Raw genomic sequence first — 16378 nt, forward strand, 5'->3', positions numbered from 1 at the left:
GGTTACATTCCGAACCCGGAAGCTAAGCCTCACAGCGCCGATGGTACTGCAGGGGGGACCCTGTGGGAGAGTAGGACACCGCCGGACTTCTTTTATCGAAATGGCCACCCAATGTTGGGTGGCCATTTCGCGTTAACAGGAAGTGGGAGAGAGCAGAGGATCATGCCGGAAGAGGAAGAGCGCCGTCCGCGGCGCAATGACGACCGTTCGAGTTCGCGAGAGGGACGTCAGGATCGCCCGCGCAACGATCGTTCCGGCTCCTCCGATCGCTCTCGTCCCAACTACCGTGACAGCAGCTCTCGTCGTGAGGGCGGCTACCAGCGTCGTGACGGCGAGCGTGGCTATCAGCCGCGTGAGGGTGGTCAGCGCCGCGAGGGCGGCTATCAGCGTCGTGATGGTGACCGTGGGTTGCCGTCCCGTGACGGTGGTCAGCGTCGTGAAGGCGGCTACCAGTCCCGCGAGGGCGGTCAGCGCCGTGAAGGTGGCTACCAGCGTCGTGACGGTGACCGTGGGTTCCAGTCCCGTGACGGTGGTCAACGTCGTGAAGGCGGCTACCAGCCGCGCGACGGTGGTCAACGTCGTGAAGGCGGCTACCAGCCGCGTGATGGTGGTCAGCGCCGTGAAGGCGGCTACCAGCCGCGTGATGGTGGTCAGCGCCGTGAAGGTGGCTACCAGCGTCGTGATGGTGACCGTGGCGGCCAGCCCCGCGAAGGCGGCCAGCGCCGTGAAGGCGGATATCGACGGGATGATCGCGACGACCGTCAACGGAAGTCCTACCCGCAGCGGGGCGGCAGCGACCGCATCCGCGACCCGCGTGCCACGGACGATCGACCGCGCCATGACGCGCCCTTCATCCCCGAGGACATCACCGCGAAGTCTCTGCACCCCGCCGCTCGCAACGAGCTCAAGACCCTCAGCAAGGAGAACGCCGAGCAGGTGGCCCGCCACCTCGCGATGGCCTCTCAGCTGATCGACGAGGATCCGGCCCTCGCGCACGAACACGCGCTTGCTGCCTCCCGGCGGGCCGGCCGCATCGCCGTCGTCCGCGAGACCCTCGGAATCACGGCGTATGCGATCGGCGACTTCGCGCTCGCGCTGCGTGAGCTGCGCACCTATCGTCGCATCTCCGGTAACGAAGACCAGATCGCGCTGATGGTGGACAGCGAGCGGGGCATCGGGCGTCCGGACCGTGCGCTCGAGACCGGCCGATCCGTCGACCGCGCGGCCCTGGACACCGAGGTGCGCGTCGCACTGGCGATCGCGATGTCCGGCGCGCGTCTCGATCTCGGCGAGACGGAGCTCGCGCTCGGTGAGCTCCAGATCCCCGAGCTCGATCCGGATCGTGCGTTCAGCTGGAGCCCAGCACTTTTCGCGGCGCGAGCCGCAGTCCTCGAAGACCTCGGACGTGACGACGAGGCCGAGTTCTGGGCGCGTCGTGCAGAGGTCGCCTTGGAGGCCCTCGGACTGGATGAAGCCGGCGACGAGGAGATCCTCATCGAGGACGCCCTGATCGAGGACGAGACGGATGCTGAGCACGTCGTCGCGTCGGTGGAGTCGACGTCGACATCGGTCGACGAGGCCGTGACCGATGATGCATCCGCGGAGGATGAGATCGCAGCCGAGGTCGCAGAGCTCCTCGGTGAAGGCGAGGAGAAGGACGAACAGGAGCGCACCGACTGATGGGTCTGTTCTCGAAGAAGCGCCCCACGCCCCTGGACGGGATCGACGTGGTCCTCGCCGACCTCGACGGCGTCGTGTATGCGGGACCGGGTGCGCTCCCGCACGCGGTCGAGAGCTTGAACAGGATCGCGGAGACGCGTCGACTGGGATACATCACCAACAACGCCTCCCGCACGGATGCCTCCGTCGCCGCCCACCTCACGGAGCTCGGTCTCACCGTCGCACCGCACGAGGTCGTGACCAGCCCGCAGGCGGCCATGCGTCTGCTCGCGTCCGTCGTCCCTGCCCCGGCCACCCTGCTGATCGTCGGGGGAGAGGGCCTTGTCGTCGAGGCCGAGAAGGCCGGATACACCGTAACCAGGAGCGCAGAGGACGACCCTGCCGCCGTCGTCCAGGGCTTCGCGCCCGAGGTCGCCTGGACCGATCTCGCAGAGGCTGCGTTCGCTCTCAAGGTGCCGCAGGAAGAAGGCGGGATCCCCTGGATCGCGACGAACAGCGACTGGACCATCCCGCGTGAGCGCGGCGTGGCGCCGGGCAACGGCACGCTCGTCTCCGCGGTGCACACCGCCGTAGGACGCCTGGCCACGGTGGCGGGCAAGCCGGAGGTGCCGATCTTCGAGGAGGCGATCGCCCGCTTCGGGGGTGCGCAGACGCTGTTCATCGGCGACCGGCTCGACACCGACATCCTCGGCGCGAACCGCGCCGGCATCGCCTCGGCTCTCGTGCTCACCGGCATCGATCGTCCCAAGCACGTGCTGGCGGCGCCGGAGGGGTCGCGTCCGACCTTCGTCGTCGGCGACCTGCGCGAGCTCCACGAGCCGTATCCTGAGGCGACCCGCAAGGACGGTGCCGTCACCGTCGGCGATGCGACCGTACGCGTGAACGGCGGCGACGTCGAGATCCTCGCGGAGGGAACACGACAGATCGACCTGCTGCGCGCCGGCGCGCAGGCCGTCTGGGAGTCTGGAACGCCGATCTTCGTCCTGCGCGTGCCAGAGCGCCTCTACGAGGATCCGTTCCACCGCCCGTAGGCTTGAGGATGTGAGCGACGAGAGCACGAGCAGCCCCGAGGACGGTCTCTGGAGCCGTCTGCGCCTGATCGAAGGGCAGCCCCTCTCCGCACGGGCGGATGCCTATGCGTCGCTGCACGACGATCTCTCGCGCCGCCTCGAAGCGGGTGCGAGGCTCGAACATCGAGAGAAGACCACGGAACGGTGACGCGCCTCGACGCCGCTCTCGCCGCTCGCGGGCTGGCACGCTCTCGCACCCACGCCGCCTCCCTCATCGCGGACGGTCTCGTCTGCGTCGATGGACGGCCGGTCGTGAAGGCATCCTTCGCCGTGGACGATGCGGCGGAGATCACCGTCGCCGGAACGGACCACTACGTCAGCCGAGCGGCGCACAAGCTGATCGCGGGCCTCGATGGATTCGAGATCGCGGTGGACGGACGCCTCGCCCTTGACCTGGGCGCATCCACCGGCGGGTTCACCCAGGTGCTGCGCGAGCGCGGTGCGGCGAAGGTGCTCGCCGTCGATGTGGGGCATGATCAGCTCTCGCCGTCGATCTCCGCCGATCCGGGGGTCGTCGCTGTCGAGGGCTTCAACGTCCGCTACATGACGCCTGCGAATCTCGCGGAGGCGACCGGCGTCGACACAGCCCCCGATCTCGTGGTCGGCGACCTCTCGTTCATCTCGCTCGACCTCGTGATCCCCTCGATCGTCGCGGTGGCGGCATCCGACGCGGATATCGTGCTCCTCGTCAAGCCTCAGTTCGAGGTCGGACGCACGGCCGTCCGCGGGGGGCTGGTCACGGATCCTGCGACGAGGGCGGATGCCGTCGCCCGCATCGCGTGGACCGGCTGGGACAACGGCCTGGGCATGCACGGCATCCTGCCGTCCCCGATCCTCGGCACGCACGGCAACGCCGAGTACCTCATCCACATGTCGCCCGGGCGGGGGAGGTCTCCGGCAGAATGGACGAGACGGATCGACGAGCTGGCAGGAGGACGATGAACGAGCGCAGCATCCTGGTCGTCGCGCACGCCGGCCGGGACGATACGGTCGCCGCCGCCCGAAGGGTCATCGACTCCCTTCGCGATGCCGGAGCGCGTCCGGTGCTGGCGCACGACGATCTCGTCGAGCTCTCCGCCGTCGACGGCCACTTCAGCGATGTCGACGAGCTGGGCGGCGCCGTCCCCGTGGACGCCCTCGAGCTCGCCATCGTCCTCGGCGGCGACGGCACGATCCTGCGCGCCGCCGAGCTGGTGCGCGACAGCGGCGTCCCCGTGCTGGGCATCAACATGGGGCACGTCGGCTTCCTCGCGGAGATCGAGCGTGACGACATGGACGACGCGGTGCGCCGTGTGATCGACCGCGACTACGAGGTCGAGGAGCGCCTCGCGTTGGCGGTGCGCGTCAAGGACGCGGCAGGCGAGGTCGTCTACGAGACGTGGGCGCTCAACGAGGCGACGGTCGAGAAGGCCAGCCGAGAGCGCATGATCGAGGTGGTCGTCGAGATCGATGGACGACCTCTCACCAGTTATGGTTGCGACGGCATGGTCGTGTCCACGCCCACGGGATCCACCGCCTACAACTTCTCCGCCGGCGGCCCGGTCATCTGGCCGGGTGTGGAAGCGATCTCCGTGATTCCGCTGTCGGCCCATGCCCTCTTCGCGCGTCCGCTGGTCGTCAGCCCCGGAGCGTCAGTGGCGATCGAGATGATGGAGCGCACCTCGGGCACGGGGATCCTCTGGTGCGACGGACGCCGCTCGCACGAGCTGCCGCCCGGTGCGCGGGTGGTCGTACGCCGCTCGTCCCGCCCCGTGCGCCTGGCACGTCTGCATCCCGCCGCGTTCACCGACCGGCTCGTACGGAAGTTCCGTCTTCCCGTCGACGGGTGGCGCGGCGGCGCCGGGGGAGGTGCATCATGATCGAGGAGATCCGGATGCAGCAGCTCGGCGTGATCGCGGATGCCGTCCTGCCGCTCGGCCCCGGATTCACGGCCATCACGGGCGAGACAGGCGCGGGCAAGACGATGGTGGTGACCGGTCTCGGATTGCTCCTCGGGCAGCGAGCGGACTCGGGAGCGGTCAGGGCCGGCGCCGCGCAGGCCGCGGTCGCGGGCGTCTGGATCGTCCCCGACGAGGGCGCGGTCGCCGAGATCGTGACCGATGCCGGCGGCGAGCTCGAACCCGCCGGAGCAGGCATGGCCGAGCTGTACGTGTCGCGGTCGCTGAGCTCGGAAGGGCGTAGCAGGGCGAGCGTCGGAGGCCGCGCGGCCCCGGCCGGGGTGCTCTCCGCCCTGGCGGACGAGCTCGTCGTCGTGCACGGGCAGTCCGAGCAGCTGCGTCTGAAGTCGTCGGCCGCCCAGCGCGACGCGCTCGATCGCTTCGGTGGCACCGTGGTCGCGGACGCGCTGGAGCGCTATTCGATCGCCTACGAGCGTTGGCGCGCACTCGACACGCAGCTCGGCGAGCTGATCGGCAACCGCGATCGCCGCGCGGAAGAGGCTGTGCGCCTGCGCGAGGCGCTCGCGTTGATCGAGGGCACCGCACCGGAGCCCGGCGAGGATCAGGTCCTCGCGGAGCGCGCGGAGCGCCTGGCCAACGCCGAGGAGCTGCGCCAGGCCGCGGCACTCGCCCATGGTGCGCTGTCGGACGAGGACGGCGGTGCTGATGCATCCTCGCTCCTGGCCGAGGCGCGTCGCGTGCTGGAACGGGTGCCGGACCCGCAGCTCACCGGAATCGCGGACGCCCTCGCAGAAGTCGGCTACCGCGTGAGCGATCTGGCCGGTCAACTCGCCGGGTATCTCGCCGACCTCGATGAGACGGGGCCGCACGAGCTCGCGGCCGTCGAGGAACGCCGCGCAGCGCTCGGCACACTGGTCCGCGCCCACGGGTCTCTTGATGAGGCGCTCGCGCTCTGGGAGACGGGATCCGCGCGTCTTGCGGAGCTCGAGGACGACGGCGACCGCGTGGAGCGGTTGGAGGCCGAGCGCTCCGAGGCGCGCGAGGCGCTCGATGCCGCAGCCGATGCGCTGACCGAGGCGCGCGCCGAAGCGGCGTCCCGTCTGGGAGCCGCGGTCTCCGAGGAGCTTCACGCCCTCGCGATGCCGGACGCCAGGATCGAGGTCGCCGTCTCGCCGGGAGCGGAAAGCGCCCACGGGCGGGACGACGTCGCCATCCTGCTGGCACCGCATCCCGGTGCCGAACCGCGCTCCGTCGCGAAGGGGGCCTCCGGTGGCGAGCTCTCGCGCGTCATGCTCGCCATCGAGGTGGTCATCGCCGGGACCGATCCCGTCCCCACCTTCGTCTTCGACGAGGTGGACGCCGGCATCGGCGGGGCCGCGGCGATCGAGGTCGGGCGGCGACTCGCCCGGCTTGCGGAGAACGCCCAGGTGATCGCGGTGACGCATCTCGCGCAGGTGGCCGCCTTCGCGAACAATCACCTGTCCGTCGTGAAGTCCCATGACGGCGCGGTGACCGCCTCGAGCGTGCGCCGCCTCGACGGCTCCGAACGCGAGGCGGAGATGGCAAGACTGCTGTCCGGACTCGCGGATTCGGATGCCGCTCTCACCCACGCCCGCGAACTCCTCGCCCTCGGCGCCTGATCGAACTGTTAGGATAGAAGCCCGTGATGAACTCTTCTTCCGCGGGGCCCAAGAACGACACGACCAAGCACATCTTCGTGACAGGTGGTGTCGTTTCGTCGTTGGGCAAGGGGCTCACGGCCGCGAGCCTGGGCAACCTCCTCACCGCCCGCGGACTGCGCGTCGTCATGCAGAAGCTCGATCCGTATCTGAACGTCGATCCGGGCACGATGAACCCGTTCCAGCACGGCGAGGTGTTCGTCACCGACGACGGCGCGGAGACCGACCTCGACATCGGGCACTACGAGCGCTTCCTCGACATCAACCTCTCGCAGGCGGCCAACGTCACCACCGGTCAGATCTACTCGCAGGTGATCGCGCGAGAGCGCCGCGGCGAGTACCTCGGAGACACCGTGCAGGTGATCCCGCACATCACCGACGAGATCAAGCGGCGCATGCGCCTCCAGGCGCACGAAGAGCCCCGCCCCGACGTCATCATCACCGAGGTCGGCGGCACCGTCGGCGACATCGAGTCGCAGCCCTTCCTCGAGGCCGCGAGGCAGCTGCGGCACGAGCTCAGTCGCGACAACGTCTTCTTCGTGCACGTCTCGCTGGTCCCCTTCATGGGCGCCTCCGGCGAGCAGAAGACCAAGCCGACGCAGCACTCCGTCGCGGCGCTGCGTCAGGTCGGCATCCAGCCCGACGCCCTCGTGCTCCGCAGCGACCGCCCGGTCAGCGAGTCGAACCGCAACAAGATCGCGCTGATGTGCGACGTCGACGCCGAGGGCGTCATCAACACCGTCGATCTGCCCAGCATCTACGACATCCCCTCGACCCTCAACGAGCAGGGCCTGGACAGCTACATCGTGCGCCGGCTCGGGCTCGATGCCAAGGCGGCCGACGTCGACTGGACGCGCTGGAACAAGGTGCTGCACGCAGTGCACAACCCGAAGCACGAGGTCACCATCGGCCTCGTCGGCAAGTACATCGATCTTCCGGACGCCTACCTGTCGGTGACCGAGGCGCTCAAGGCCGGCGGCTTCGCCCAGGAGACCAAGGTCAACATCCGCTGGATCCCCTCCGACCTCTGCGAGACGCCGGAGGGAGCGAAGGCGCAGCTCGGCGCCCTGGACGGCATCTGCGTGCCCGGCGGCTTCGGCATCCGCGGCATCGAGGGCAAGCTCGGTGCACTGCGGTTCGCCAGAGAGCAGGGCATCCCGACGCTCGGCCTGTGCCTCGGTCTGCAGTGCATGGTCATCGAGTACTCCCGCAACGTCGCGGGCATCGCGGATGCGTCTTCCAGCGAGTTCGACCCCGAGACGACGGCTCCCGTCATCGCGACGATGGCCGAGCAGGTCGACATCATCGACCACGGCGACATGGGCGGCACCATGCGTCTCGGGCTGTATCCCGCCAGGCTCGCAGAAGGATCCATCGCGGCAGAGGTCTACGGATCCACCGAGGTCCAGGAGCGTCACCGCCACCGCTACGAGGTGAACAACGCGTACCGCGCGCAGATCGCCGACGCGGGCATGCTGTTCTCGGGCCTGAACCCGGAGCTCGACCTCGTCGAGTTCGTCGAGCTCCCGCGCGAGGTGCACCCGTACTACATCGCCACCCAGGCGCATCCCGAGCTTCGCTCGCGTCCCACCGATCCGCACCCGCTGTTCCGCGGTCTCGTCGGCGCGGCCATCGAACGGCACCGCTCCAGCGAGCTGTTCGACGTCGAGTCCGATGACTGACCTGCGCGACGAGCCGTTCGAACCCGAGATCCTCGACAGCGCCTTGGCGTTCGAGGGCGCTGTCTGGGATATCCGCGACGATCGCGTCCGGTACGGCGAGGGGGAGATCCGACGCCAGTACACGGATCACACCGGCGCCGTCGCGGTGGTGGCCCTCGACGATGACGACCGCGTGCTGCTGATCCAGCAGTACCGGCATCCGATCAGGCACCGCGACTGGGAGCTGCCCGCCGGCCTGCTCGATGTCGAGGGGGAGGAGCCCCTGGACGCAGCACGGCGAGAGCTCGCGGAAGAGGCGGACCTCGTGGCGGATGCCTGGGAGCCGCTGCTCTCCACCTTCACCACCCCGGGTGGCAGCAACGAGATCGTGCACTTCTTCCTCGCCACCGGGCTCTCGTCCGCGCCCGTCGTGCACGCGCGGGAAGACGAAGAGGCGGACATCCGCGTGGAATGGGTGCCGCTCGATGAGGTCGTCGCGGCGGTGCTCGCCGGTCGCATGCGCAACGCCCTGCTCGCGAACGGTGTGCTCGCGGCGGCCGTGAGGCGCACCGGAGTCTGACGTGCAGCCGGATCGTGCGGTCGAGATCTACCTCAGACACATCACGATCGAGCGCGGCCTGTCCACGCACACGGTCGACGCCTATCGTCGGGACCTCGCCGAGTACGAGCGCTGGTTGTCCGAGGTCGGCATCGACGACACCTCGGCGGTGACCGGATCGATCGTCAGCCGGTTCATCGCCGATCGGGCGGGAGCCGTTCCGCCGCCGGCGGCCACCAGCCTCGCACGGCTGCAGTCGTCGGTGCGGGGCCTGCACCGGTTCCTCGTGCGTGAAGGGGTCGAGGCCGAGGACCCGACGGGGCGGCTGCGTCCGCCCAAAGCGCCGCAGCGGCTCCCGAAAGCGCTCACGATCGATCAGGTCGAGCGCCTGCTCGCGGCCCCCTCCGCCGACGAACCTGTGGGCATCAGGGACAGGGCTCTGCTCGAGCTGCTGTACGCCACGGGCGCGCGCGTCTCAGAGGCGGTGGGTCTCGACGTCGACGACCTGTCGCACGGCGAGGTGCTGAGGCTGCGCGGCAAGGGATCGAAGGAGCGCATCGTCCCGGTCGGCTCGTACGCCAGAGCGGCCGTCGACGCGTACCTCACCAGGGTGCGCCCTTCGTGGGCGTCGAAGGGGAAGGCGACGTCGAAGCTCTTCCTCGGCGCACGCGGAGCGCCGTTGTCCCGCCAGAGCGCCTGGCTGGTCATCCGATCGGCCGCAGAACGCGCACAGCTCAGCGTCGAGGTCTCGCCGCACACGCTGCGACACTCCTTCGCGACGCACCTTCTGCAGGGCGGGGCGGATGTCCGTGTGGTGCAGGAGCTCCTCGGGCACGCATCCGTCGCCACCACGCAGATCTACACGCACGTCTCCGTGGACACCCTGCGTGACGTCTACGCGACGTCCCACCCGCGGGCGAGGTGAGGGATCGCCGCCGCGGCACGCCGATCCGGCCCGTGTTCTCGCTAGAATCGACCGAGCACGAAGGAGCAGGAGAATCGGTGGCTGACAACGCGGCGAAGTCCAAGGGCAAGACGTCGAAGGGCGACGGGACCCCGATCGGACCCACCGGGCGTCCCTATCACGGCTTCGCGACTCCTGCGCCGCTCGAATCCCACGGCCCCGCACGAATCATCGCCCTCTGCAATCAGAAGGGCGGTGTCGGGAAGACGACCACGTCGATCAACCTCGCCGCGGCGCTCGCCGAGTACGGACGCAAGGTCCTCGCCGTCGACTTCGACCCGCAGGGTGCCCTATCGGCAGGCCTCGGGATTCAGACGCACGACGTGCCGACGATCTACGATCTGCTGCTGGACATCAAGCGTGACCCGCGTGAGGTGATCGTCCAGACCTCGACCCCTGGTCTCGACGTGATCCCGGCGAACATCGATCTGTCCGCTGCCGAGGTGCACCTGGTCAACGAGGTGGCGCGTGAGACGATCCTCTCGCGCGTGCTGCGGCAGGTCGCGGACGACTACGACGTCATCCTCATCGACTGCCAGCCCTCGCTCGGTCTCCTCACGGTGAACGCTCTCACCGCGAGCCACGGGGTGCTGATCCCGCTGGAGTGCGAGTTCTTCGCGCTGCGCGGCGTCGCCCTGCTCATCGAGACCATCGACAAGGTGCGCGACCGGCTGAACCCGGCGATCACGCTGGACGGTCTGCTCGCCACCATGTACGACCCCCGCACGCTGCACTCGCGCGAGGTGCTGGAGCGCGTCGTCGAGGCCTTCGGCGATGATGTGCTGGAGACGGTGATCGGTCGGACGGTCAAGTTCCCGGATGCCTCGGTCTCCGGCGTCCCCATCACCGAGTTCGCGCCCGAGCACGCCGCCGCGCAGGCGTACCTCCGACTGGCGCGGGAGCTGGTCGCCCGTGGCGCCGTCGCGTAGCGACGGCGCCACCCCGCCGGAGGCGGGAGAGGGCACTGCGCCTGAGGTCGTCGGCTCGGCCGACGAGTTCCCTGAGCTCGTCGAAGGGGATGACGCCGTGAGGAGGTCCGCTTCGACAGGCTCAGCGAGCGGTGAGGAGTCTCCTGAGTTCCCTGAGCTCGTCGAAGGGGATGACGCCGTGAGGTCCGCTTCGACAGGCTCAGCGAGCGAGGCGGGCTCAGCGAGCGAGGACGGCGACGGCGACGCCGACGACAGCGGGTTCCGCGTCTCGCTGGACGGTTTCGATGGCCCGTTCGATCTTCTCCTCAACCTCATCTCCAAGCATGAGCTGGACATCACGGAGATCTCCCTCAGCAAGGTCACCAACGAGTTCATCGCCTATCTCAAGGACCTCGATTCCGCGGAGGAGCTCGATCAGGCATCCGAATTCCTCGTCGTCGCGGCGACCCTGCTCGACATGAAGGTCGCGGGGCTCCTCCCGCAGGGCGAGCTCGTCGATGCCGAGTCGGTCGCGCTCCTGGAGGCGCGCGACCTGCTCTTCGCCCGTCTGCTGCAGTACCGCGCGTTCAAGGAGGTCTCGGCGTGGTTCGCGCGGAGCATCCAGCGCGAAGATCGCAGGCACGTGCGAGCCGTCCGGCTCGAGGAGAAGCACCGCAGGCAGACGCCGGAGCTGGTCTGGTCTCTGAGCGCCGACGACTTCGCCGCTCTCGCGCTTCTCGCGTTCGCGCCCAAGGAGCTCCCGCATGTGGGGCTCGACCATCTGCACGCGCCCTTGGTCAGCATCCGCGAGCAGGCGGCGATCGTCGTCACGCTGCTGCGCAACACCGAATCGCTGACCTTCCGTGAGCTCGTCGCAGGCACGACCGAGCCGGGCATCGTGGTGGCGCGGTTCATCTCGGTGCTCGAGCTGTACCGGCACGCGGCGCTGTCCTTCGAACAACTGGAACCGCTCGGCGAGCTGACGCTGCGCTGGGCTGCCGACTCCTGGTCGGACGAGATGCTTGCGACCCTGGGGGCCGACTATGACCGATGACATCGCACCCGACGGCGCCGCGGAGGAGACCGCTCCGCGGGCGCCGCTGACGGAGAGGCTCGAGGCGATCCTGCTGATCCTGGAGGAGCCGCTCGGGCTCGTGGCTCTGGCCGCAGCCGTCGGTGCACCCGTGCCCGCGGTCCGTCAGGCGATCGAGACGCTGGTCGACGACTACGACGGCCGAGGGAGCGGGCCCCGTCGCGGCTTCGAGCTGCGCGAGGTTGGTGGGGGATGGCGGCTGTACGTGCGGGACGACCACGACGGCCTCGTCGCGGAGTTCGTCGGCGGACAGGCTCCTGCCCGGCTGTCGCAGGCCGCCTTGGAGACCCTTGCGGTCATCGCCTACAAGCAGCCCGTCACCCGAGGACAGGTCGCCTCCATCCGCGCGGTCAATGTGGATTCCGTCGTGCGCACGCTCCTCGCCCGTGGGTTGATCACCGAGCTGTTCGCCGACTCCGAGACTGGAGCGATCAACTACGGCACCACCGACGCGCTCCTGCAGAATCTCGGCATCAACTCAATCGACGAGCTCCCCCCGATCTCTCCGCTGCTCGACGACGGGTCGAACGGCTTCGAAGAAAGCAGCATCCGATGACCTCTCCCGCCGGCACTCCGAACGACGAGGGCGTGCGCCTGCAGAAGGTCCTCGCGAACGCGGGCGTTGCGTCGCGCCGTGTCGTCGAGCAGTACATCGTCGAGGGCCGCATCCGGGTCAACGGCGTCGTGGTCATGGAGCTCGGTCGACGGATCGATCCGGAGAGGGACCTCGTGGATGTCGACGGCGTCGCCGTGCAGCTCGATGTCTCCAAGCGCTACGTCATGCTCAACAAGCCGACCGGCGTGGTCAGCACGATGCGGGACGAGCACGGTCGACCCGACCTCCGTCGCTTCACGAAGGACTACGAGGAGCGGCTGTACAACGTCGGACGGCTGGATGCCGAGACCAGCGGCCTGCTCATCCTCACGAACGACGGCGAGCTGGCCCATGTGCTCGCGCATCCTTCCTTCGGTGTCACGAAGGTCTACATCGCCAAGGTCGAGGGAGCCGTGACGGCGCAGACCATCGCGAAACTGACCAAGGGCATCGAGCTGGAGGACGGCCCGATCGCCGCGGACAAGGCTCGGCTCCTGGACTCCTCGCGCGGAGCGAGCCTGGTGGAGCTCACGCTGCACTCCGGACGCAACCGGATCGTCCGGCGGATGCTCGCGGCGGTGGGGCATCCCGTCACCGAGCTCGTGCGTCGGCAGTTCGGGCCCTTGCACCTGGGAACGCTCCCGGCGGGGAAGTCCAGGGAACTGAGTAAAATCGAACGCGGTGCGCTGCTGACTCTCGCGCGCCAGGATGCCCCTGCGGATGCGACGCCGGGAGACGTGCAGGAGAAGCAGTGAGCGAACAGGTCCGTGGTGCCTTGGTGCCGCCTCGGCTCTCGGGGACGGTCCGCATCGTCGGTTCCGGCCTGCTGGGGGCGAGCATCGGTCACGCCCTGCGCGCCAAGGGAGTCGACGTGGTCCTCGCGGACGCCTCGCCCGCGCAGCTGCGGCTCGCGATCGACTACGGCGCCGGACGCTCCGAGCAGCCGGATGACGCTCCGTCGCTCATCGTCGTATCGGTCCCGCCGGACGTCACGGCCGATGTGATCCAGGCCGAGCTGGAGCGGTTCCCCGAGGCTGTCGTCACGGATGTCGCCAGTGTGAAGCTCGAGCCCTTCCGTGCTCTCCAGGAACGCGGCGTCGACCTCACCCGCTACATCGGCTCGCACCCGCTCGCCGGGCGCGAGCGGGGCGGTGCGATCTCCGCCAGAGCCGACCTCTTCGTCGGTCGCCCCTGGGTGGTCTGCCGCGATGAGGAGACCCGGCCCGCCGACCTCGCCCTCGTCGAGGCGCTGGCGCTGGATGTCGGCGCGATGCCGCTGGAGATGACCCCGGAGGAGCACGACCGCTCGGTCGCGCTCACCTCGCACGTGCCGCAGGTCGTCGCGAGCCTTCTCGCCGCACGCTTCGCCACCGCCGATGAGGGCGCGCTGCGCCTGGCCGGCCAGGGCGTGCGCGACACCACGCGCATCGCAGCCTCCGCCCCTGAACTGTGGGTGCAGATTCTCGGAGCGAACGCGCAGCCGGTGGTCGACGTCCTCGACGCCCTCGCGGAGGACCTTCGCGAGGTGTCCGAGGCGCTGCGCGCCCCCGCTTCGCCCGGTGCCAGGCGGACGATCGCGGATGCGATCCGTCAGGGCAACGAGGGCGTCGAGCGCCTCCCGGGCAAGCACGGCCAGAACCGCAGATTCGAGCAGCTCGTCGTCATGGTCGACGACACCGCAGGACAGCTCGGACGACTCTTCGGCGAGCTCGGCGAGCTCGGCGTCAATGTGGAAGACCTGCGCCTGGAGCACTCGCCGGGCGCACAGTTCGGTCTCGCCGAGATCAGCGTGGCCCCTGCCGCGCTGCACGGTGCGATCACGGGACTGCAGGAGCGCGGGTGGCGGATCGCGGGGATGACCAATGACTGACCACTCGACGAGCGGCGTGCGCGCACTGAAGTTCATCGCGATCGACGGCCCCGCCGGCTCGGGCAAGTCCAGCGTCTCGAAGGCGGTGGCACGTGCGCGCGGCTACGGTTACCTCGACACCGGAGCCGCCTACCGGGCGCTGGCCTGGCACGTCCTCGACAGGGGAGCGGACACGGCGGATGCAGAGGCCGTCCGCGCAGCGGCATCCGATTTCGACCTGCGCATCGGGCTCGACCCAGACGACCGTTCTGTGCGGGTCGGCGACGTCGACGTGACGGCGGCGATCCGCGAGAGCCGCGTCTCCGGCGCGGTCAGCGGCGTCGCGCGCGTGCCAGAGGTGCGGGCTCAGGTCAATGAGCTGTTCCGATCGCTCGTCGCCGAGGCGCCGTTCCCCGCCGTCGTCGTCGAAGGCCGCGACATCACGACCGTCGTCGCCCCCGACGCTCCCGTACGGATCCTGCTCACGGCGGCGCCCGAGGTGCGTGCCGCCCGTCGCGCAGGAGAGCTCGCCGGAGAGAACGCCGCGGCCGTCGCCGAGGCGCTGCACCGCAGGGATGCCGCGGACAGCACGGTCGTCGACTTCCTCAACGCCGCAGAGGGCGTGGAGGTCGTGGACTCGACCGCCCTCGATTTCACCCAGACCATCGACGCCGTGCTCGCGGTGATCGACCGAAAGCAAGGAGCGGAACATGGCCGCTGATCACGAATACCCCTCGACAGGGCCGGGGAACGACGAGACCGGCGAGTACATCGCGGGTCCCGACAACCTCGAGGAGACCCTGAGCGAGCTGGACGAGGAGCTCGCCGATCAGCGGGCCGAGGCGCTGCGCGCCGGTCTCGCCGACTACGACCTGGACGAGGAGGATGCTGCGCTCCTCGCCGGGCTCGCGGAGGGGGAGGACGGGATCGAGTTCTCGCCCGCTCTGCCCGTCATCGCGATCGTCGGGCGGCCGAACGTCGGCAAATCCGCCCTCGTGAACCGCATCCTCGGGCGTCGTGAGGCCGTGGTCGAGGACACCCCCGGCGTCACCCGCGACCGCGTTACGTACAAGGGCGAGTGGAACGACCGCCGCTTCTCGCTCGTCGACACCGGTGGCTGGGAGCCGGATGCACGCGGCATCGACCGTTCGGTCGCCGCGCAGTCCGAGATCGCCATCGATCTCTCCGATGTCATCCTCTTCGTCGTCGACGCGATGGTCGGCGCCACCTCGACCGACGAGCACGTCGTGCGCCTGCTCCGCAAGAGCGGCAAGCCCGTGTTCCTCGTCGCGAACAAGATCGACGACGCCCGCCAGGAGCCGGAGGCCGCGGCGCTGTGGAACCTCGGTCTCGGCGAGCCGCACCCGGTCTCGGCGATCCACGGCCGTGGCGTGGCCGACCTGCTGGATGCGGTGCTCACCAAGCTCCCCGAGGTCTCTGCCGTCGCGAAGCAGGAGATCGGGGGCCCTCGTCGCGTGGCGATCCTCGGCCGACCGAACGTCGGCAAGTCCTCGCTGCTGAACAAGGCGGCGGGGGAGGAGCGCGTGGTCGTCAACGATCTCGCCGGCACCACTCGCGACCCCGTGGACGAGGTCGTAGAGCTCGGCGGCAAGCTCTGGCGCCTCGTCGACACCGCGGGCATCCGCCGCCGCGTGCACCTGCAGCAGGGCGCGGACTTCTACGCCTCGCTGCGCACTTCGGCGGCGCTGGAGAAGGCCGAGGTGGCCGTCGTCGTCATCGATGTCTCGCAGCCCATCAGCGAGCAGGACATCCGCATCATCGATCTGGTGCTGGAATCGGGTCGCGCGCTCGTCCTGGCGTTCAACAAGTGGGACCGCCTCAACGACGACGACATGGAGAACCAGGACCGCCGCCGCTACCTCGAACGCGAGATCGAGCAGGATCTCGCGCACGTCGCCTGGGCGCCGAGGGTGAACATCTCGGCGAAGACCGGACGCCACCTCGACAAGCTGGTGCCGGCGCTGGAGACCGCGCTGGAGAACTGGGACCGCCGGATCCCCACGGGCAAGTTCAACGCCTTCCTCTCGGAGCTCGTCGCGGAGCACCCGCACCCGCTTCGAGGAGGGAAGCAGCCGCGCATCCTGTTCGGCACGCAGGCCTCGACCCGCCCCCCGACGTTCGTGCTCTTCACCACCGGCTTCCTGGACCCCGGCTACCGCCGCTTCATCCAGCGTCGCCTGCGGGAGATCTACGACTTCGAGGGCACTCCGATCGTCATCAACATGCGCGTGCGGGAGCGCCGCCAGCGGTGACTCCCCGTTCGCTGAGCCTGCGTCCCGCTCGCTGAGCCTGTCGAGGCGATCGCTCGCTGAGCCTGTCGAAGCGATCCCGAGCGCAGTCCTCGCTCGCTGAGCCTGTCGAAGCGACGCCGTTCGGCCTACGATGGAGGCGGATGCCGCAA

The 16378-nt window shown here is 69.3% G+C and carries 17 protein-coding genes and 1 rRNA gene; 17 read left to right on the forward strand and 1 reads right to left on the reverse strand.

Going from position 1 to position 16378, the window contains the following annotated elements:
* Positions 1-87: ribosomal RNA gene (rrf, locus tag ACWGJP_RS09325) — 5S ribosomal RNA — on the forward strand; the annotation flags it as partial.
* A 45-nt stretch (positions 88-132) separates the two neighbouring features.
* On the opposite strand, the gene ACWGJP_RS09330 is transcribed toward rrf, so the two are convergent.
* The gene (locus ACWGJP_RS09330; RefSeq protein ID WP_452329514.1) at positions 133-948 is read right to left on the reverse strand and encodes a hypothetical protein; all 816 of its coding nucleotides are present in this window, start codon (positions 946-948) and stop codon (positions 133-135) included.
* Between ACWGJP_RS09330 and ACWGJP_RS09335 the strand changes: the two genes are divergently transcribed.
* From ACWGJP_RS09335 to der, 16 genes are all read left to right on the forward strand, one after another.
* Complete coding sequence (locus ACWGJP_RS09335; RefSeq protein ID WP_452329515.1) at positions 937-1680, forward strand: hypothetical protein; 744 nt, start codon at positions 937-939, stop codon at positions 1678-1680. The genes ACWGJP_RS09330 and ACWGJP_RS09335 overlap by 12 nt on opposite strands.
* Positions 1680-2711, forward strand: coding sequence for an HAD-IIA family hydrolase (locus tag ACWGJP_RS09340; RefSeq protein WP_452329516.1), 1032 nt, complete (start codon positions 1680-1682; stop codon positions 2709-2711). The genes ACWGJP_RS09335 and ACWGJP_RS09340 overlap by 1 nt, the downstream gene beginning before the upstream one ends.
* Before the next feature lie 10 nt (positions 2712-2721).
* Entirely contained in the window at positions 2722-2898 is a 177-nt protein-coding gene (locus ACWGJP_RS09345) for a hypothetical protein (RefSeq protein ID WP_452329517.1), read from the forward strand.
* On the forward strand, positions 2895-3692 hold the full coding sequence (locus ACWGJP_RS09350) for a TlyA family RNA methyltransferase (RefSeq protein ID WP_452329518.1): 798 nt from the start codon (positions 2895-2897) through the stop codon (positions 3690-3692). Before ACWGJP_RS09345 ends, ACWGJP_RS09350 begins: the two co-directional genes overlap by 4 nt.
* The gene (locus tag ACWGJP_RS09355; protein WP_452329519.1) at positions 3689-4609 is read left to right on the forward strand and encodes an NAD kinase; all 921 of its coding nucleotides are present in this window, start codon (positions 3689-3691) and stop codon (positions 4607-4609) included. Before ACWGJP_RS09350 ends, ACWGJP_RS09355 begins: the two co-directional genes overlap by 4 nt.
* Positions 4606-6288 (forward strand): DNA repair protein RecN, encoded by a 1683-nt coding sequence (gene recN / locus ACWGJP_RS09360; protein ID WP_452329520.1) that lies wholly within the window; start codon positions 4606-4608, stop codon positions 6286-6288. The genes ACWGJP_RS09355 and recN overlap by 4 nt, the downstream gene beginning before the upstream one ends.
* Positions 6289-6314: 26 nt before the next feature.
* Complete coding sequence (locus tag ACWGJP_RS09365; RefSeq protein WP_452329521.1) at positions 6315-8009, forward strand: CTP synthase; 1695 nt, start codon at positions 6315-6317, stop codon at positions 8007-8009.
* Positions 8002-8568 (forward strand): NUDIX domain-containing protein, encoded by a 567-nt coding sequence (locus ACWGJP_RS09370; RefSeq protein WP_452329522.1) that lies wholly within the window; start codon positions 8002-8004, stop codon positions 8566-8568. Before ACWGJP_RS09365 ends, ACWGJP_RS09370 begins: the two co-directional genes overlap by 8 nt.
* A gap of 1 nt (position 8569) precedes the next feature.
* Positions 8570-9472 carry a site-specific tyrosine recombinase XerD gene (gene xerD / locus ACWGJP_RS09375; protein WP_452329523.1) on the forward strand — a complete coding sequence of 301 codons (903 nt, stop codon included), beginning with the start codon at positions 8570-8572 and terminating at the stop codon, positions 9470-9472.
* A 77-nt stretch (positions 9473-9549) separates the two neighbouring features.
* The gene (locus tag ACWGJP_RS09380; protein WP_452329524.1) at positions 9550-10440 is read left to right on the forward strand and encodes a ParA family protein; all 891 of its coding nucleotides are present in this window, start codon (positions 9550-9552) and stop codon (positions 10438-10440) included.
* 178 nt (positions 10441-10618) lie between these two features.
* A complete protein-coding gene (locus ACWGJP_RS09385) occupies positions 10619-11473 on the forward strand; it encodes a segregation and condensation protein A (protein WP_452329525.1) in 855 nt (284 codons plus the stop codon).
* Entirely contained in the window at positions 11463-12068 is a 606-nt protein-coding gene (gene scpB, locus ACWGJP_RS09390; protein WP_452329526.1) for an SMC-Scp complex subunit ScpB, read from the forward strand. Before ACWGJP_RS09385 ends, scpB begins: the two co-directional genes overlap by 11 nt.
* Complete coding sequence (locus tag ACWGJP_RS09395; RefSeq protein ID WP_452329527.1) at positions 12065-12862, forward strand: pseudouridine synthase; 798 nt, start codon at positions 12065-12067, stop codon at positions 12860-12862. The genes scpB and ACWGJP_RS09395 overlap by 4 nt, the downstream gene beginning before the upstream one ends.
* Positions 12859-13977 (forward strand): prephenate dehydrogenase, encoded by a 1119-nt coding sequence (locus ACWGJP_RS09400; protein WP_452329528.1) that lies wholly within the window; start codon positions 12859-12861, stop codon positions 13975-13977. The genes ACWGJP_RS09395 and ACWGJP_RS09400 overlap by 4 nt, the downstream gene beginning before the upstream one ends.
* Positions 13970-14677 (forward strand): (d)CMP kinase, encoded by a 708-nt coding sequence (gene cmk / locus ACWGJP_RS09405; RefSeq protein ID WP_452329529.1) that lies wholly within the window; start codon positions 13970-13972, stop codon positions 14675-14677. The genes ACWGJP_RS09400 and cmk overlap by 8 nt, the downstream gene beginning before the upstream one ends.
* On the forward strand, positions 14667-16229 hold the full coding sequence (gene der, locus ACWGJP_RS09410; RefSeq protein WP_452329530.1) for a ribosome biogenesis GTPase Der: 1563 nt from the start codon (positions 14667-14669) through the stop codon (positions 16227-16229). The genes cmk and der overlap by 11 nt, the downstream gene beginning before the upstream one ends.
* Positions 16230-16378 lie beyond the last annotated feature (149 nt).

The organism is Microbacterium sp. NPDC055903, assembly GCF_053615555.1.